Source organism: Amphritea pacifica (genome assembly GCF_016924145.1).
GTDB classification, from domain to species: Bacteria; Pseudomonadota; Gammaproteobacteria; order Pseudomonadales; family Balneatricaceae; genus Amphritea; species Amphritea pacifica.
The window spans coordinates 132,186-150,238 of sequence record NZ_JAFFZO010000004.1; the positions used below are offsets into that span (position 1 = coordinate 132,186).

Sequence of the window (18,053 nt, forward strand, 5' to 3'; positions counted from 1 at the left end):
TTCTTATTTTAAGGTTTAAAGGAGATGCGATTCTTAATTGTATTTTTATCGAAAATTACAGCTTATAAGGGCTGATTATGAGGGCCGATGATCAGGTGATCAGGGCTAAGTAATAGCTGGAAGCGATATTGCCTGTTCATACTGCCGGATTTAAAAAATAGGGTGCTTAACCGTTCGGTCAGGTGCGTTTTATGCAAGCGATTCACCTGATCCGTGCCTCAGCTCTTAAACCAAGGATCTTGCCGACGGTACGATTCCAGTTTGCTGCACATTCAGGGCCGCACCGTTCAGTCCATCTCGGTAAAATCACATCTCTAGCGATCTGGTCACGAATTGCCAGATCTTTCTCAGAGGGCTCGACCAGTACCATACTGCCGATTTCGCCAACAGGACAGGGGCCTGAACTCAGGCAAGCCAGGGCTTTATCATCTTCTTTGGCTGTTTCCTGCCACATCTGTTCGGTCAGAATGGCGATCTCTTTTTCAAGCAGCTGTTTCTGTGCCTCACTCAGACGGTTCCATTTATCTATATTCATCGCGCCAAATGCCAGCCCCCAGCCTACCCGAAGCGTAAAACCATAAGGCATCTCTTTGTATAATTCAGCGTTATAGGCAGACATGGTTCCGGTAATGATACAGTCCAGACTGTTATTGCCCAGGGCTTCGGGCACATCCTGATAGGGCATGTTGACTGGAATAGCCCCTGCGCCTTCAACAAAATCAGCAAGTGTTCTCAGAAACACCCGGATACGGCGTCCCTGCAACTCTTCAATGGTATTGACGGGTTGTTTGCACCAGATCATCTGACTGGGGAAGGGGTAGAGGATCATCAGTCTGGCATTATATTTCTCGGCGAAAGCGCGCTCCAGGGTTGGAAAGTAGGCATCAGCAACGCGTCTTTGTACAGCGATATTCTGTACCAGCGATGACAGATCAGCGCCTTCGAAAATTTCGCTTTCCTCCTCCATTGCATAGCCGGGTAAACCAAAGGCAAAATCAAATACGCCATTTTTCAATAAGCGCATAATTTCAAAGCCCCTGAGGCCCAGTTCGTCCTGTGGCTTAATCTCACCGACAATCTCTCCGCCGGAGACATCGGCGATATGCTGGTTCCAGAAAGGGCCTTCATGTTTTGGATAGTTGTGAAAATATCCCCAGGTGCCTACTGCCTTGATAATGATGGTGTCGTTGGCGATGACCAGGCTGCTTGTAGCTGCTATCACCAGACCGAGCAGCAGGGCAGCTATGCAATTCTTATTGGTTTTCATATAGACCGGCGTTTTCATTCTCTGGGTAAATTAGCAATGAGATATCGTATTATATTGGATGACTATACCCTACTGTATTACGTAAGTGAGAAGTCAGTTTAGTATTTTAACCGGGTGATTTTTAATTTACCTCTGATATAACTATCATTCAGCATCGGTTTAGTATGGCGTCCTTTTTATGAAAAATGGTTATAAGTTAGGGATTCGCGGACGTTTTTTTATTGCGTTTGGTGTGCTGAGTGCATTAACGCTGGTCGCTACCATGATTAGCTGGATCTCCTATAACCGGTTGGGCGATGAACTCAATAGCCTTATCAAAGGTAATATCCAGACCCTTAGCCTGATCTCTGAATTAAAAGAGGAGGGCACGAAGATAACTTTGCTGGCGCCTACCCTGTTAGCGGCAAAGGATGAGAACAGTCGAGAACAGATATGGACTGAACTCACCAGTGGCATCGGGGGGATGAGAGGGCTGTTGCCGAAAATTACGGCGATCACTGCGGATCTTCAGGGGCAGCATCAGTCTCTGGAACAGATTAAATCACTAGAGCTGACCCTGGCTGAACTTGATCGTTATGTGCGTAAGAATTTTGAGGTTCAGCGACTTAAAGTATCTGAAAATCAACGATTAAGGTGGGCCGGAGGCAACTTTTTAACTGAGATAAAATCGGTAACAGAGAGGGCCCAGCTCTATCTTTTTAGCCGGATCAATGAAGATTACCCCGACGCCTGGGCGGTCAAAAATTACTCAGGAAATGATTCGGTCAGTGAGATCAACGCTGATCTGCAGCGGCTCTACCGGATCGAAGCGGATGTCAATTTGCTGACAAATCTGGTGGACCGTGCAGGGCATCTGCCCGACCTTAGCTCTCTGATCGCCACACAACTCCATTCGGAGGATATTATTCAGCGTATCTTTCAGGATCTGCAGAAAGTAAATCCCTTATATGGTTTAGAGAGGCTTGAGAAGACCGTCGGGAATATCGTGTCGCTGACCCGGGGGGAGGGGAATATCTTTTCCATTCGCAGCGAGGAGCGTCAGATTATTTATAACGGCGAGGCGCTGCTGAGTCAGATCCGTGAAGAGCTCAACCGTTTAAATGAGCTTATTGCGGTTCAGACGACTCAGACTGAAAACGCCGCGCAAAGCTCCGCTGATACTATTCGCGAGACCATTAAAAAGGGTCGGGTCTGGATGTTGCTTATGGTGGCGGTGAGTTTGCTGTTTACCATTCTAACGGTCTGGCTCTATGTTGGCCGGAACATGGTGGCAAGGATTACCAGTCTGGATGCCAGTATGCGCTCCATCGCTAATGGTAATCTTGATCAGCAGGTGGAAGTTAAAGGCAGTGACGAGATCGGGACCATGGCACGATCGCTGGTGAGCTTTCGGGATCAACTGGCAACGCTGCAGGAGGAGTTGGTACAGGCCGGTAAACTGGCGGCTCTGGGACAGCTATCGGCAGGTATCGCCCACGAGATTAATCAACCCCTGTCGGCCATTGGTCATTACTCGCATAACGGCATCCGTTTCCTGAAACAGGGCAAGCTGGAGGAGGTGGAGAAAAATCTTAATCAGATCTCCAATCTGAAGAAACGTGCCGCCATTATTATTACCCGTCTTAAATCGTTAGCCCGGCCGCAAAAAGATAATCTGGTGGCTGTTGAACTGAAACAGGCGGTGGATAATGTCTTACTGATGCTTGAGGGCGATGAGGTCAGGAAGCTGACCGATATACAGGTGGCGTTTGAATCTCAACACAACCAGGTCAAGGGGGATCCGGTTCAACTGGAACAGGTCATTCTGAATCTGGTCACCAATGCTCTGGATGCCATGAAGGAGCAGCCGGATAAACAGATCAGGATAGCGTGTCAGCGTAATAAAGACTGGCTGGCGATCAATGTGAGGGATAATGGTCCGGGCATCAGCAGTGAGCTGCGTGAACAGATCTTCGAACCCTTCTTTACCACCAAGCGGCGGGGCCAGAGCCTCGGACTGGGCTTATCGATCTCGTATAACATTATCAATAGCTTTGGAGGCAGATTAAGCGTGGATCTTGAGGCAACAAAAGGCGCGTCATTTTGTATTCAGCTACCAGAATTTCGGGGAAGTAAATCATGAGTTCATCGACCTGTGATGGCCAGGTAATCGTTATTGATGATGAAGAGATTGTGCGTGAATCAATGATTCAGACACTGCAGCTGGAAGGCTATGAGGCGATAGGTTTTGAAACCCCCGTCAAGGCGATTGCTGAGTGCTCTGTGGGCTGGCAGGGCGTGGTGATCTGTGATGTGCGTATGGATCGCATGGATGGACTTGAGGTGTTACAGGCAATACTCGAGATCGATGCTGATATTCCGGTCATTATGTTCAGTGGTCATTCTGATATCGCTATCGCTGTTCAGGCTATACAGTTAGGTGCCTACGATTTTCTGGAAAAAAATGACGACCCTCAACACCACCTTAATACGGTTCAGCGGGCCTGGAAAAAACGTCAGTTGGTCTTGGAAAATCGCAGTTTACGGCAGGCCGTTGAGGGACAGCACGAGATCCATAACCGTCTGGTTGGACAGACCTCAGGGATCGTGCGGCTCAGGGAAACCGTGTTGCAGTTGGCACAGATTGATGTCGACCTGATTATCAATGGCGCCACCGGGACCGGTAAGGAAGTTGTCGCCAGGTGTCTGCATGACTTCAGCCCCCGGGCCAAAAAACCGTTTGTTGCGCTTAACTGTGGCGCATTGACCGAATCTTTGATTGAAAGTGAGTTGTTTGGTCATGAAGCGGGTGCCTTTACCGGGGCCAACAGCAAGCGTATAGGTAAGATCGAGTATGCCAGTGGGGGCACGCTGTTTCTGGATGAGATAGAGAGTATGCCTGCCTCTTTGCAGGTGCGCTTGCTCAGGGTTTTACAGGAGCGGGTGTTGCAACGGCTGGGGGGGAATGCTGATATCAGTATCGATATCCGGGTATTGGCGGCTTCCAAAGTGGATCTGCGCGAAGCGTCTGATGCAGGCACTTTCCGGGAAGACCTGTACTACCGGCTCAATGTTGCCAGTATAGATATCCCCTGTCTGGATCAGCGCAAAGAGGATATTCCGGTTTTATTCAGCCATTTTACAGATCTTGCAACCCAGCGCTTTGGCCGTGAAAAACGCCCCGTACCTGAGACGCTGTTGAGAGAGCTGTGTGCGCAATCCTGGCCGGGGAATGTACGCGAGCTGCGCAATATCGCGGAGCGCTGGGTGCTGGGGCTGCCTTTTGGCAACAGCGTTGACAGTGCTCCTGAAGACAGTGATGAAACGCTTGACCAACTGGTGGCCAGCTATGAAAGGGGCGTCATTGTAGCTGCACTTAAGGCAAACAGGGGGCAGGCGGAGCTGACCGCTGAAAAACTGGGTATCCCACGTAAAAAGCTCTATTTGCGAATGAAGAAGTATGGCATTGAGCGCGGTGATTTTATCGGCGAGTGAGTTAAAACTGACCCAGTGGTGGTGATGCTGCTGAGTCAGAATTAACCCGTGGCGACCGGTGTAGCTTTTCTTTGTTTTAAATAACTTATTGTTTTTTAAGAATTTATTTTATTTTCCGATGTTTGGTACAGAGGTTGCTGTAGCTAAGGTGGTAAATGCCAATGCTATATCAGAAACCTATCTCTGGAGAATAAAAATGACATGTTCGATTAAAAGAGCGGCAATCCTGTTCGCGTCTCTTGTTTCACTGGGCCTGGCCAATGTGGCTTCTGCCGGAACTCAATGGCATATGCCGACTCCCTATGGCGATGCGAATCTACCAACCCAGATCGCCTATAAGTTTGCCGAAGAGATCAAAAATAACACCGCCGGGGATCTGGATATAGTGGTCCACTCCGGTGCTTCACTGATTAAACATCCGGAAATTCCCCGTGCAGTCAAAACCGGCCAGGTGCAGCTGGGGGAAGTGTTTATCGGGATTATGGGCAACACCCATCCGGTGTTTAAACACGATAACATTCCCTTCCTCGCAACCACCTATGACAGTGCGCAAAAGCTTTGGGAAGCGGCTAAACCCGAACTAGAAAAGCAGCTTAACAAAGAGGGGATGATGTTGCTCTATAGCGTGCCATGGCCGGCGCAGAGCCTGTATACCAAGGCACCGGTTAACAGTCTGGCAGATCTGCAAGGGCTGAAGATGCGGGCTTATAGTCCTTCTACTTCCCGTCTGGCGGATCTGATGAACACCTCCCCTACGACTGTGCAGGTGCCGGAGATTCCTCAAGCGTTCAGTACCGGCATTATCGATGCGATGATCACCTCGCCTTCCACCGGTGTGAATGGTCAGGCCTGGGATTATCTGACTAATTACACCGATGTGCGTGCCTGGATTCCCAAGAACATGGTGGTCGTCAATAAACGTTCGTTCAAACGTCTGGATAAGAAGACCCAACAGGTGATTCTGGATGCTGCAGCCAATGCTGAGGCAAGCGGCTGGGCAGGGGTTCGGGGACAGGCGGCAGAAGATACGATGACGCTGGCTGAGCACGGTATCACCGTTTCTGAACCCTCCCCTGAACTGATGGCCGAGCTGAATAAGATCGGCACCATCATGGTCGACGAGTGGAAAGCGGAAGCGCCTGAAGTTGAGACTATTCTGTCTGACTACTATCAGTAATCTTTAAAGCTGACAGGCCCTGCCATTCTGGCGGGGCCTGTCAGACACAGGAGATGAGTATGCGTTCTCTACTCAATAAGCTTTATCTGGCATCCGGCTATCTTTCGGGACTCTGCATCGTGCTGATAACACTGATTATCACAGCGCAAATAGTTGGCCGGCTGCTGGGCTTTATTGTGCCGTCAGCGGAAGACTTTTCCGGCTATGCACTTGCCGCGGCAACCTTTTTTGGCCTTGCTTATACCTTCCGTGAGGGAGGACATATCCGGGTGACGCTGGTGATCCAGAAATGGAGAGAGGGAGCCCGCTATATTCAGGAGTTGCTGGTTCTGATTGTGGCTCTGCTGCTGGTGAGTTTTATGTCGTTCTACGCGATCCATATGGTGTGGGAATCCTATATTTTTGAAGAGGTCTCTTCAGGCTATGTGTCGGTGCCCATCTGGATGCCTCAGGTGCCTGTTGCCATGGGCATTGTGATGTTGAATATCGCTATTCTGGATGACCTGATTATGCAGCTAACAGGCAAAGCCCCCTCCTACAAAGTGCATGAAGGTGAGCTTCATCTGGAGGAGGTGTGATGGATATAACCATTATAGGCGTGTCGTTAGCCGTATTTATGCTATTTCTGCTGGCGCTGGGCTTCTGGGTGTCACTGGCACTGTTTGGTGTTGGGGTGCTGGGCCTGTATATGTCCGGTAACGATCAGATTGGTTTGCTCTTCGCCACTTCAACCTGGGGGGCCAGCACCTCCTGGTCGCTGACCGCACTGCCGCTGTTTATCTGGATGGGAGAGATTCTGTTTCGAACCCGGCTTTCGGAGGATCTGTTTAAAGGGTTGTCCCCCTGGCTGAGTGGACTGCCGGGCAAACTGTTACATGTGAATGTACTCAGCTGCGGTATTTTTGCCGCGGTGTCCGGTTCTTCAGCCGCTACGGCTGCAACGATTGGCCGGATGACACTACCGGAGCTGAAAGCTCAGGGCTACAGTGATCGCATGGCGGTGGGGACACTGGCGGGCTCGGGAACACTGGGGCTGCTGATCCCACCGTCGATTATTCTGATCGTCTACGGGGTTGCGGCGGAGGTCTCCATTGGCCGTCTGTTTATTGCCGGGGCACTGCCTGGCTTGTTACTGGTCACCCTGTTTATGGGTTATACCGTCATCTGGGCGCTGTTGAATAAAGATGAACTGCCACAGCATGATAAAACCCATCTCTCCTTTGCCGCAAAGATAAAAGCGTTGCGATTACTGCTGCCGATTATGTGTCTGATCGGCTTTGTGCTGGGCTCTATCTATGGCGGTTTTACCACGCCGACTGAAGCGGCTGCACTGGGGGTTGTCGGGGCACTGTTTCTGGCAGCGGTTAGCGGCTCTCTGGATATAAGTAGCTTTGCTGAAAGCCTGACCGGTGCGGTTAAAAGCTCCTGCATGATCGGTCTGATTCTGGCCGGGGCTCACTTTCTCACACTGGCGATGGGCTTTCTGGGGATACCCCGGGCATTGGCGGAATGGATCGCACATATGTCCCTGTCACCCGGTGTATTGCTGATCTGTCTGACAGTGCTGTTTGTTGCCCTGGGATGCTTTCTGGATGGTATCTCTGTCGTGGTGCTAACGGTTGCGGTGGTGCTGCCGATGGTGCAGCAGGCAGGTATCGATCTGCTCTGGTTCGGAATCTATATTGTGCTGGTGGTTGAGATGTCTCAGATCACCCCTCCAGTGGGTTTCAACCTGTTTGTGATCCAGGCGTTAACCGGCAAAAATATTCTCTACGTGGCACGTGCGGCACTGCCGTTTTTCCTGCTGATTATGTTGGCGGTGGTATTGATCTATCTTTTCCCTCAGATCGTCACCTATCTGCCAAGATCCATGAGTCAGGGATGACTCAATGGTGCTCGGCTTGCAGCCGGATGACATGGCCGTTTCGCCGTGGACCGGGTCATCAACGGAGGTTGGTTTCTGCCGGCTGAGCACCAATGGAAAGCTGCTGGACAGGGCCTGGCATGCCAGGAGGTCTTATTGGCATGAAAGAGGGTCAGCAAACATTATTGCCCGCTTTATTCTATGGCCGTCTTCTGGACAGAGCCCTGTCTTAGCTAATGTAAATAGCTAATGTAAATAGCTTATGTAAATAACTACAAAGGTTAAAAAATAAAACAACCATGCCAGATCGTTCATCTGATAAACCGATGTTACTCGCGCCACTGAATGAATTAGTTATCGAAAGACTTCCGGCAGAGATGGCCAGTAAAGTGGTCAGCTTCTTACGCTGTTATTACCAGACAACAACCGCTGATGAGCTGGAGGAACGCTCGCTGGAGAATCTCTACGGCGCCACCATGTCGTGTTGGCAGTTTCTGCAGGATTTTAGCGCCGGCAAGCCAAAAGTCCGGGTCTATAACCCGGATCTGGAGCAGTTTGGCTGGCGTTCAAACCACACCGTGATAGAGATTATTCATCGCGATATTCCTTTTCTGGTGGACTCTGTACGGATGGAGCTGAATCGCCGGGATCTGGTTATTCACACCATTCATAATGCCATTCTCCATGTACAGCGGGAGGAGGGACGTCTGGTTGGCCTGGTTGCACCGGATCATGCGTCAGCTCAGGCTGAATCGGTGATCTATCTGGAAGTTGATCGCACCAGCGACCCGACAGAGCTTAAGGCCATACTGACCTCGCTGCAGTTTGTGCTGGCAAATGTTCGCATGGCGGTTGAGGATTATGCGCCGATGCAGGCCCAGGCACAGGCATTGCTGGATGAACTCTCGCAGCAGTCTGTGGATGCCGAAGCTGAAGCGTTTCTGCGCTGGATGCTGGATGATCGCTTTACCTTCCTTGGCTACGATGAGCTGAGCATCAATGGTGACCGGGTGCAGCGGGTTGAGGGCAGCGAGCTGGGGACACTGAAACTACTTAAAAATGCAGGGCAGGGCAGCTCTCGTCTGCTGACAGAGTTGCGGGAAGATGAGCGGGATTTTCTGTTAGAACCTACCCGGCTGATGTTTGCCAAAGATTTCCACTACTCACTGGTTCACCGGCCTGCCTATATGGACTGTGTGGTTATCAAGCGTTTTGATGAGCAGGGCAATGTCGCCAGTCAGTGCCGTTTTTATGGCTTGTATACCTCGTCGGTTTATTCTGAAGCGATGCTGGCTATACCGGGAGTGCGCAGCAAAGCAGAGGCGGTGCTGCAACGGGTCGGTTTCGATCGCCGCAGTCACAACGGTAAAGAGCTGCTACAGATTATGAACGATCTGCCCCGGGATGAGCTGTTCCTCTCCAGCGAACAGGCGTTGCTGGACAGTGCAATGGGTATTTTCAGCCTGCATGATCGTCGTAAAGTGCGCTTACTGTATCGTAAAGATCGCTGTAACCAGTTTATTACCTTCCTCTACTTTGTCCCCCGGGACATCTTTTCCACCGCGCTGCGGGTGCAGGTTCAGGACCTGCTGGTCAAAGCTTGTCATGCCAGCGAAGTGGAGTTTACCACCACCTTCAGTGAGTCAGTGCTGGCGCGGGTGCAGTTTGTCCTGCGTATCGATCCGGATAAAGCCGACACTCTGGAACTGGCGCAGCTTGAGGCTGAAGTGGTGCATATCTCTCGTGACTGGCGGGATGAACTGCATTCTGCACTCACCGATCTGTGCGGAGAAGAGGAGGGCAACCGGTTACACCACAGCTATGGCCACGCGTTTACCAGCGCTTACCGTGAACACTTCCCCGCCCTCAGCGGGGTGTACGATATTCAGCGCATTGAAGCATTGTGCGACGACAACCCGGTGACCATGAGTTTCTACCGGGTGTTGGAGCAAAGCCCGAAAGTGCTGCGTTTCAAACTGTTTAATGCGGATGAACCGCTGGTCTTGTCCGATGTGATTCCGGTGTTGGAAAACCTGGGGATGCGGGTGATCGGTGAACACCCCTATGCGGTGAACCGCAGTGATGGAAAACAGTTCTGGATGCATGATTTCACCCTGATCAGCCAGGGGAGTGAGCCGGTTGTGCTGGAAGAGGTTAAAGATGTCTTCCATGATGCGTTTGCCAATATCTGGGCGGGACGCGCAGAAAATGATGAGTTCAACCATCTGGTGATCGGTGCCAATCTGAGCTGGCGTGAAGTAGCCATGCTGCGTGCCTATGCCCGCTATAACAAGCAGATCCGTTTCGGCTTTTCGCAATCCTATATCGCCGGCACGCTGGCCCGGCATATCCATGTGACCAAGCTGCTGGTTGCCCTGTTCCGGGCGCGTTTTGAGCCTGGTCGTCGCGACAGTCAGAAATCTTTAGCCCTGGCAGAGCGTATCAGCAACAGCATTATTGATGCGCTCGATAAAGTGGATAACCTCAATGAAGATCAGATTCTGCGGCGTTTTCTGGAACTGATCAAAGCCACCCTGCGGACCAGCTATTTTCAGCGCGATGCAGCCGGTGAGCTGAAAGACTATTTCTCGTTCAAACTGAATCCCCGGGTGATTGCCGGTATTCCACAGCCCCGGCCAATGTTTGAGGTGTTTGTTTATTCTGCGCGGGTGGAAGGGGTGCATCTGCGTGGGGGTAAGGTTGCCCGCGGCGGGCTGCGCTGGTCTGACCGGCTGGAAGATTACCGCACCGAAGTACTGGGGTTGGTGAAAGCGCAACAGGTGAAAAACTCGGTGATTGTTCCGGTGGGGGCCAAAGGTGGCTTTGTGGCTAAAAAGTTACCCACAACGGGGGGGCGTGAGGCGTTTCAGGCCGAAGGTATCGCCAGCTATCAGATCTTTATCTCGGCACTGCTGGATATCACCGACAACCTGGTGGGTGGCGAAGTGGTTCCCCCTGTGGATGTGGTGCGTCACGATGAAGACGATCCCTATTTTGTCGTCGCTGCCGATAAAGGCACCGCGACCTTCTCTGATATCGCCAATGCGATTGCTGAAGAACGCGGCTTCTGGCTGGGGGATGCGTTTGCTTCCGGTGGTTCTCAGGGGTATGACCATAAAGGGATGGGCATTACGGCACGGGGTGCCTGGGAATCCGTTAAGCTGCACTTCCGCGAACTGGGTAAAGATATCCAGTCTGAGGATTTCAGCGTGGTCGCCATTGGCGACATGGCGGGGGATGTGTTTGGCAACGGCATGCTGCTGTCTGAACATATACAACTGTGTGCGGCATTTAACCATCTGCATGTTTTCATCGATCCTGACCCCGATGCGGCCACCAGTTTTGCTGAACGTAAGCGGCTGTTTGAACTGCCACGTTCCAGTTGGGAGGACTATAACCGGGAGCTGATCTCCGCCGGTGGCGGGGTTTTCTCCCGTGCTGCTAAGTGGCTGGATATCAGTCCACAGATGCAGGCCCGGTTTGATATCAAAGAGACACGCTTATCGCCAAATGATCTGCTCACGGCACTGCTGAAAGCGCCGGTCGATCTGATCTGGAACGGCGGTATCGGCACCTATGTAAAAGCCTCCCGCGAAAGCCATGCCGAGGTGGGTGATAAGGCCAACGACAGTTTACGTATCAATGGTAATCAGCTGCGCTGTCGTGTGTTGGGTGAGGGTGGAAACCTCGGCTTCACTCAGTTGGGGCGGATAGAGTTCTGTGCCAATGGCGGTAAATCCAATACCGACTTTATCGACAATGCCGGTGGCGTTGATTGTTCTGACCATGAAGTGAACATCAAAATTCTGCTCAACGAGGTAGTGGCTAACGGCGATATGACCGTGAAGCAGCGTAACGCCCTGCTGCGTGAGATGACTGACGAAGTGGCCGGGCTGGTATTACAGAACAACTATAAACAGGCGCAGGCGATCAGTATTGCCCACAGCCATGCCCGCCGTGCGATGGATGAATATATCCGCCTGATCAATCGTCTCGAGTCCGCCGGTAAACTGGACCGGGAACTGGAGTTTATCCCCTCCGATGAACAGCTTCAGGAGCGCAAACAGGCGCAGCAGGGGCTGACCCGGCCGGAGCTGTCGGTACTGATCTCCTATGTGAAAGCAGAACTGAAAGAGGCGCTCAGCGACACCTGGATTACCGAGGATGCTTATCTGAGTCATGAAGCGGTGTCTGCTTTTCCCCAGCGTCTGGTGAATGAGTTTGGCACTGAGATCTCACAGCATCGCCTGCGTTCTGAGATCATCGCCACGCAGATCGCCAACGGCATGATCAACAGCATGGGTATTACCTTTGCCGACCGTCTCTGTCAGATCAGTGGCTCCGGGTTTGGTGATGTGGCTGCGGCCTTTGTGATCGCTCGTGATGTGTTCAATATCGATCAGCTGTGGCACCAGATTGAGTCGCTGGACAACCAGGTGCAGTCCGCGCTGCAGCAGCAGATGATGGCTGACCTGATCCGTCTGATACGCCGGGCTACGCAGTGGTTCCTGCGTCACCGGCGGCCTCTGGATGTTGCCGCAACGGTACAGCAGTTCCGCAGTGGCGTCGCCACCCTCAGTGGGCAACTGTCACAGTTACTCAGCGGTGAACCCCTGAACCTGTGGCAGCACAAGCATGATCAGCTGACAGCGGCGGGTGTGCCGGACGAACTGGCGTCAATTGTTGCCGGTGCCGATAGCCTCTATGCGCTACTCAGCATCATTCAGTCTGCCGAGCAGACCGGCCGATCGCTGCAACAGGTCGCGCAGATCCATTTTGGTCTGGGAGAGCGTTTACAGCTGCAATGGTTTGATCAGCAGGTTAAAGAGCTGACCGCCAGTAATCACTGGGAGTCGATGGCCCGGGACGGTTTCCGTGAAGACCTGACCAGTCACCAGCAGGCGATAACGGTCAGTGTTCTGTCTGCCGTTGATTCCGATGCCTTGGATTCCGATAGTCAGAAAGTAACAGAGCAGGACGGTGTTCAGCTTGTAGAAAGCTGGCTGGCGGATAATCATCGCTTACTGGATCGCTGGCAGTCTCTGCTGAATGAGGTGCGTGGCAGTGCGCAGCAGGACTTCGCGATCATTACCGTGGCGATCCGCGAACTCATGGAGCTGGCGCAGGCGCAGTAACGATTAACCCGGGGGCTTATCTGAGCCCCCGTCTATGGTTACAAAACAGGCCTGGAGACAGGCGAAAAAGAGATAAACAACGTACAGAATTATGAAACAACGATACGCATTTCCCGGAATGAACATGGTGCAGTGTGCGCTGAACATTAAGCAGATGGCCGCCGACAGCTGGTGGGTCTACCGTCATGAGGTGTGCGGCAATGGCACACTGAAACCGGTGTCCCGGGTGGTTTTTTTCGGCCGCACCCGCGCGGATGTCGAACGCTGGATTGAAACCCAGCGTCAGGAATCGACGGTCTATATGTTATCTGATAACTAGACTCAAATTTGAGTGGGGCACCGGTCTGATACCGCTGAGTTCAGACCCTGCTCACCCGACAGTGCACCAGGAAGGCTGGGTCTTTGCTTAAAGGCCCGGCCTTCCGCCGTTTAGCGTGGCCGATATTCGAAAAGCTAATGCAGAGATGTGTTGGCTTTTTTCGTTAACAGGCACCGGTTATCAGGTGACAGACTTATATGATAAAGATGCATGGACAGGCAATTGATCTTTGATCCCGTCCATTGCTTGCACGTTCTATCCGTAAAATATCTTGACGCTTGCGCGTTATCATCGGATAGTTACCCACAGTTCTCAGCAAATCAAGGTGTTATACCGATCTATCCTGGGATGATTCGCAGAGTGAACTAGGGATAACGCACATGCGCGTTTACACGGAGCCAAATGAAAGGGAGTTTATCAAAAGAATATTTTATTCAATTAGTTAATCGTTTCTTTAACGTATTTAATTTGCGTGCATATGTGCATGCGCACAATTAAGCTGTTAGTAGTCAAGGACAGATATTAGACCTGTTTTTATAATTGCTGTATTGCGGTTAAAGATTAAAGAGAGCGTGCTTGAACTGGAGGAATAAACCATCAATGCTTCCAGGAAAAACATTAAAACGAACAGGGGAAGGCTGCGGTAGATGGATGTTTTTATGTCAAGGTGTCTAATTCGACAGTCTCGTTATGTTTAATTAGAAAGGTAGAGTTTATGATCAATAAATTAATATGTTTAGTGATTTTAGTTATCTCGCTGGCGGGATGTGCGGCAACTTATGTGCAACCGGTTGATGGCCCTACAGCTACACTCTTGATCCCAAAATACTCTAGAGAATTTAGTCTTGCCAGTATAATATCTGGCGGTGATATAATGGTCGCAAGAAAAGAAAAAGATGGTTGCGGAAATTTTGAAGTAATTGAAATTAGTGATACAGATGATGAGAGAATACCTATTAGTGTTAAAGTAGGCCAAGACATATTTATTAGCATAGACCGTTACGACGGAAATAGAAGTTGCAACGTTATTGCTGCCTTCATGCCAGAAGCCGGAGTGAGTTATGATGTTAAGTCTAGTTTTACTGACAAGTGGTGTCGTGTAAGAATTATCAATAGAGATAGTACTAATATGGACCGCAGGGTAGGGCTGAAAAAGGGATATACATCTTCATTGGATGGCTTCAGGGTTTGCGACTCTAAAGATAAATTGTGAAAATATAATCAGAATTAAATTTAAGGGGTCCAATAGCAGGCGATGAAGAATTAAAAATCAAAACTATTCTAGCTGAGGCTGATGAAGTTGCAGAACTCAATGCCTACAAAAGAAATGCCTAATAAGCGCATGTTGTCGGACTGGTTTTCCGCTGCGCTCCAAACCAGCCGCAAATGCGAGCGATTAGCTCTAAGTACTAGGTTCAAATGATGAAAAAAATTATATTTATCTGTTTTACAATGATTATGCTTTCTGGGTGTGTTTCCACAAGAAATTATGAAGGACCTGTACTTCCTCAATCAGAGGTGTCAGAAATTTACTTAGTAACAATAGATAGTGGCGTAAACCTTTATGTAACGTCTATCAATAACGATGGCAAAGAGTATTATTATTACAAACGGTTGAGTGTCCTTCCTGGGGAAAAAAATATTACATTAAGAAGTGATTCATTATCTAATGTCGATAAAAAATATGATAAAACTTATATGGCGAAATCTACAATTTCATTTATAGCTAAAAAAGGTAAAGCATATACTTTTTCAACACCTAATGATTACATTGGTAGTGGTATTAGAACTGATAGCAAAGTTTGTATTAACGAAGAAGACTGGGATGATCCTGATGCATTAGTGGGTTTAACTGGAGAATTTAGGTCACCAAGTAAAAATTCGATTAAAATCGCTTGTTCAGAAATAAAGTTAATAGAAAAATACTAATAATAAAATCAAAAAAAATCGGGGTCAGGTCTTTCATTTTGCAGGGTTAAGAAAATTGGATTAACTCTTGTGCAAAATTCAAGACCTGACTACCGTCGGCTAATGGGTGACCTCGTGATTAGACCCCGTGATTCATGCCGGGATTCATGGCAATAAAAAATAGGAGCAACGATGCCAAGTTATGAGATCAAAGGCAAAGGGAAGGATACCGGGCGAACGAGAAAGCGTATCTTCACCGCACAAAATGAGGAAGAGGCTAGGCAACTCGCTGAAGCTGATGGCACGTTGGTAGAAGAAATAACAGAGATTCCGCCAGACCCACCGACGGAAAGACAGCTAGATTATGCAAAAGGCCTCGGTATTTCTATCCCTTCCAACGCAACAAAGGATGATCTAAGTGATCTTATTTCTCTGAAAGTAGACAGAGACAAGCCATCAACAGAACGACATAAAAAATTCGGAAGAATGTATGGTCTTGAATTTACAGATTATATTGGGAAGAAATCTCTATTTTGTCGAATTCAAGCCGCATTGGTTGTTCCCGGCCGCGAAAAGGAGCTTTTGTCATGGTTCACCTTCAGAGTTTATCGAGAACTAGTCGGTGGTTCTGACAACGCACCAATATCAGGGCCTGATGATCCGATAATTGAAGAAATTGCTAATGAGCTGGCAAGAGATGAAAAAATTATTAAATCAGCTCGCCGCTATGATGGAAGAGAGCTAATTTGGTTTGGGGAATGGACATCACCTGACGGATATGTTCATACAGGGGGGAGTAACCGCACCGCGGCATACAAACAAGCTTCTTTATTACTCAAAGAACGCGCAAGATTTCCGGAGAAACCTCAAAAACGTTCGAGTTCGTCAGTTCAACAAAGAAGCAGGAATACCAACGCCACAAGCGAATCAAAAGGGTGTCTGTCTGTTGTCGTTATTGCGCTCGCAATACCAGCAGCTCTTCTAACGGTGGCGTGGATTGGAGACTATTTTGCCTAACAAGGCGCTGCTACGGAAAATTTACTCGCTAGCGCTCCTAAATTTTCGCAGAGCACGGCGTCAAGTGAGATTAGGGGGCATTGTATGAGAGAGACGAAGGTGCTTACCCGCTACAAGGCTTGGGCAGACGATCTGTTCCTGTCAGCGCTGTCTTTCCTTCCTGATACAGAGCTTACCGCACCGCGCCCAATCGTCTTTGGGAGCCTGATTCGCACGCTCAGCCACGCCTATCAGATGGATCACGTCTGGAAGTGTCACCTGCTAGGCAAACCTCACGGCTTAACCACTCGCAATCCCCAGGATTGTCCGGATCTGGCGGAGTTGATTGTAAACCAGCGCTGCATAGATGAGTGGTACGTCAACTACGCCGACTCTCTCGCAGAGAGTGAACTGGAGGAGGTTGTTGAGTTTGAGTTTATTGGTGGAGGAACCGGACAAATGAGTCGTCGGGATATCCTGATGCACGTGGTAAACCATACGACCTACCACCGCGGTCATGCCGCTGGCATTCTCTATCAGCTCGGTGTTTCGCCACCCACGACTGACTTTCCGGTGTTTCTGCGGGAACGAGATAAAGCGACTTAGCTTCTGCCGTGCTTACCGGGTTATTGTGTCTGTGAGTGACACTGCACAAGATCACTATCATTAACGGTTATACATAAAGGGAATTTATGCTCAAGGATATTTATTTTCTTAATAGTCAGGGACTTTCAGAAGAGCTGAAGTCGGGTACATTCTCAGAGATCAGAGCTTTAAAGCACCTGATTGTTCTTTCAGTACTCGGGGGTTTTACCTTTGAATTTCCGGTAGTGACTGAGTTTTCTGAGACGGAAATAAGTCTATGGAAAAACCTGGGTTCACTGTTAATGATGATCATTGCAGGTGTTATTACTTACTATGGCGTGTGGCTGACATATCAGGCAAACGAAAAGGGGGACGGTAAAGATTTTTTCTTAAGATTTATATCGTTAAGTCTGCCAGTAGGTTTTAAACTTGCTCTCTATTTTTTGCTGACAGGATTAGGTCTGGCTGTCATCTCAGCCCTGTTGATAACAGGTTTAGGTTCATTTGGCGTGGTAGTGAGTATGCTTGTCATGTTTATCGCAACGACAGCGTTCTATGGTCTTTTCTTCGTTCAGCTAAGAAATCATATAGCCAGAGTCTCCGGGTATGAAAGCCAATAATACGTTTGCCTTGTTCCCACGCAGGAGCCTAGGAACGAGCTACCATGTTTCTTCCTTTTAACGAGGCGCTCTGAATCAAGGAACAGATAAAATGCGTAGAGTCTCTGGAATCGTTTTCCTCTTACTTATATTGTCAGGTTGTAACTTTGAAGTGCCGGGTGCTGATGAAAAATTTGGCACACAAAACTTTGTCTCAGCCGTTTCAATTATTGAGTTGCACAAACTGCGAAATGGCGAATATCCAGAAAGCCTGGATGATCTTGAGTTCTTGGGAGACTGGGATGGCATTTGGTTAACGGCTGTACGTTATGAGAAGAATGGTGGTGGTTACAATTTATACCTTGAGCGAGGCTGGGCAGGGAAACCCAGTCTGGAGTTTCCTGATAAGTTTAAACACGGGCTGGGTATAAAAGAGACCAACGTAAAGTGGTTGTCACCATAAAGGACAATGAGGGGCAGATTTTTGCCCTGACCTTCTCTCTGGCTTTTCATCCGGAGGCCTCTGTGCTCTCTGTGTCCTTAGCATGCCCTCTGTGTCCTCTGTGTCCTTAGCATGCCCTCTGGGTACTGTGGTGAGACGCTTTTTTACCGATCTGGGGACAAAGGATCATGGTCTTCTAACTTTTCCTCGATTCTGGTGCCGCGTATGCTGTAGGCTTTAGCACTTAACAGGCACTGACGGTAAGCACTGGTGGTAAGCTCTGATGG

14 protein-coding genes are annotated in these 18,053 nt (G+C 49.5%); 13 read left to right on the top strand and 1 reads right to left on the bottom strand.

The features are described 5' to 3' along the window. Positions 1–202: 202 nt before the first annotated feature. Positions 203–1,267: a TRAP transporter substrate-binding protein gene (locus JW499_RS03155; RefSeq protein ID WP_232846206.1), complete on the bottom strand. Its 1,065-nt coding sequence runs from the start codon at positions 1,265–1,267 to the stop codon at positions 203–205. Positions 1,268–1,445: 178 nt separating this feature from the next. Between JW499_RS03155 and JW499_RS03160 the strand changes: the two genes are divergently transcribed. From JW499_RS03160 to JW499_RS03220, 13 genes are all read left to right on the top strand, one after another. After that, complete coding sequence (locus JW499_RS03160) at positions 1,446–3,389, top strand: ATP-binding protein (protein ID WP_205209223.1); 1,944 nt, start codon at positions 1,446–1,448, stop codon at positions 3,387–3,389. Continuing rightward, on the top strand, positions 3,386–4,741 hold the full coding sequence (locus JW499_RS03165; protein WP_205209224.1) for a sigma-54-dependent transcriptional regulator: 1,356 nt from the start codon (positions 3,386–3,388) through the stop codon (positions 4,739–4,741). The genes JW499_RS03160 and JW499_RS03165 overlap by 4 nt, the downstream gene beginning before the upstream one ends. A gap of 196 nt (positions 4,742–4,937) precedes the next feature. After that, positions 4,938–5,918: a TRAP transporter substrate-binding protein gene (locus JW499_RS03170; protein WP_205209225.1), complete on the top strand. Its 981-nt coding sequence runs from the start codon at positions 4,938–4,940 to the stop codon at positions 5,916–5,918. A 59-nt stretch (positions 5,919–5,977) separates the two neighbouring features. Then, positions 5,978–6,496, top strand: a complete 519-nt coding sequence (locus JW499_RS03175; RefSeq protein WP_205209226.1) for a TRAP transporter small permease — start codon at positions 5,978–5,980, stop codon at positions 6,494–6,496. Continuing rightward, positions 6,496–7,803 (top strand): TRAP transporter large permease, encoded by a 1,308-nt coding sequence (locus JW499_RS03180; protein WP_205209227.1) that lies wholly within the window; start codon positions 6,496–6,498, stop codon positions 7,801–7,803. The genes JW499_RS03175 and JW499_RS03180 overlap by 1 nt, the downstream gene beginning before the upstream one ends. Before the next feature lie 278 nt (positions 7,804–8,081). Next, complete coding sequence (locus JW499_RS03185) at positions 8,082–12,917, top strand: NAD-glutamate dehydrogenase (protein ID WP_205209228.1); 4,836 nt, start codon at positions 8,082–8,084, stop codon at positions 12,915–12,917. Positions 12,918–13,008: 91 nt separating this feature from the next. After that, a complete protein-coding gene (locus JW499_RS03190) occupies positions 13,009–13,236 on the top strand; it encodes a hypothetical protein (protein WP_205209229.1) in 228 nt (75 codons plus the stop codon). A gap of 715 nt (positions 13,237–13,951) precedes the next feature. Continuing rightward, a complete protein-coding gene (locus JW499_RS03195) occupies positions 13,952–14,449 on the top strand; it encodes a hypothetical protein (RefSeq protein WP_205209230.1) in 498 nt (165 codons plus the stop codon). Between the two features lie 209 nt (positions 14,450–14,658). Next, a complete protein-coding gene (locus JW499_RS03200; protein WP_205209231.1) occupies positions 14,659–15,165 on the top strand; it encodes a hypothetical protein in 507 nt (168 codons plus the stop codon). A 171-nt stretch (positions 15,166–15,336) separates the two neighbouring features. Beyond that, positions 15,337–16,161 carry a hypothetical protein gene (locus JW499_RS03205; protein WP_205209232.1) on the top strand — a complete coding sequence of 275 codons (825 nt, stop codon included), beginning with the start codon at positions 15,337–15,339 and terminating at the stop codon, positions 16,159–16,161. Between the two features lie 84 nt (positions 16,162–16,245). Then, positions 16,246–16,746: a DinB family protein gene (locus JW499_RS03210; protein WP_205209233.1), complete on the top strand. Its 501-nt coding sequence runs from the start codon at positions 16,246–16,248 to the stop codon at positions 16,744–16,746. Between the two features lie 86 nt (positions 16,747–16,832). Next, entirely contained in the window at positions 16,833–17,345 is a 513-nt protein-coding gene (locus JW499_RS03215; protein ID WP_205209234.1) for a hypothetical protein, read from the top strand. Between the two features lie 91 nt (positions 17,346–17,436). Then, complete coding sequence (locus tag JW499_RS03220; protein ID WP_205209235.1) at positions 17,437–17,787, top strand: hypothetical protein; 351 nt, start codon at positions 17,437–17,439, stop codon at positions 17,785–17,787. The last annotated feature ends 266 nt before the right edge of the window (positions 17,788–18,053 follow it).

Excerpts from the sequence above, each read along its gene's own strand:
- JW499_RS03155 (WP_232846206.1), bottom strand. The coding sequence starts at position 1,267 with ATGAAAACCAATAAGAATTGCATAGCTGCCCTGCTGCTCGGTCTGGTG.
- JW499_RS03160 (WP_205209223.1), top strand. The coding sequence starts at position 1,446 with ATGAAAAATGGTTATAAGTTAGGGATTCGCGGACGTTTTTTTATTGCG.
- JW499_RS03165 (WP_205209224.1), top strand. The coding sequence starts at position 3,386 with ATGAGTTCATCGACCTGTGATGGCCAGGTAATCGTTATTGATGATGAA.
- JW499_RS03170 (WP_205209225.1), top strand. The coding sequence starts at position 4,938 with ATGACATGTTCGATTAAAAGAGCGGCAATCCTGTTCGCGTCTCTTGTT.
- JW499_RS03175 (WP_205209226.1), top strand. The coding sequence starts at position 5,978 with ATGCGTTCTCTACTCAATAAGCTTTATCTGGCATCCGGCTATCTTTCG.
- JW499_RS03180 (WP_205209227.1), top strand. The coding sequence starts at position 6,496 with ATGGATATAACCATTATAGGCGTGTCGTTAGCCGTATTTATGCTATTT.
- JW499_RS03185 (WP_205209228.1), top strand. The coding sequence starts at position 8,082 with ATGCCAGATCGTTCATCTGATAAACCGATGTTACTCGCGCCACTGAAT.
- JW499_RS03190 (WP_205209229.1), top strand. The coding sequence starts at position 13,009 with ATGAAACAACGATACGCATTTCCCGGAATGAACATGGTGCAGTGTGCG.
- JW499_RS03195 (WP_205209230.1), top strand. The coding sequence starts at position 13,952 with ATGATCAATAAATTAATATGTTTAGTGATTTTAGTTATCTCGCTGGCG.
- JW499_RS03200 (WP_205209231.1), top strand. The coding sequence starts at position 14,659 with ATGAAAAAAATTATATTTATCTGTTTTACAATGATTATGCTTTCTGGG.
- JW499_RS03205 (WP_205209232.1), top strand. The coding sequence starts at position 15,337 with ATGCCAAGTTATGAGATCAAAGGCAAAGGGAAGGATACCGGGCGAACG.
- JW499_RS03210 (WP_205209233.1), top strand. The coding sequence starts at position 16,246 with ATGAGAGAGACGAAGGTGCTTACCCGCTACAAGGCTTGGGCAGACGAT.
- JW499_RS03215 (WP_205209234.1), top strand. The coding sequence starts at position 16,833 with ATGCTCAAGGATATTTATTTTCTTAATAGTCAGGGACTTTCAGAAGAG.
- JW499_RS03220 (WP_205209235.1), top strand. The coding sequence starts at position 17,437 with ATGCGTAGAGTCTCTGGAATCGTTTTCCTCTTACTTATATTGTCAGGT.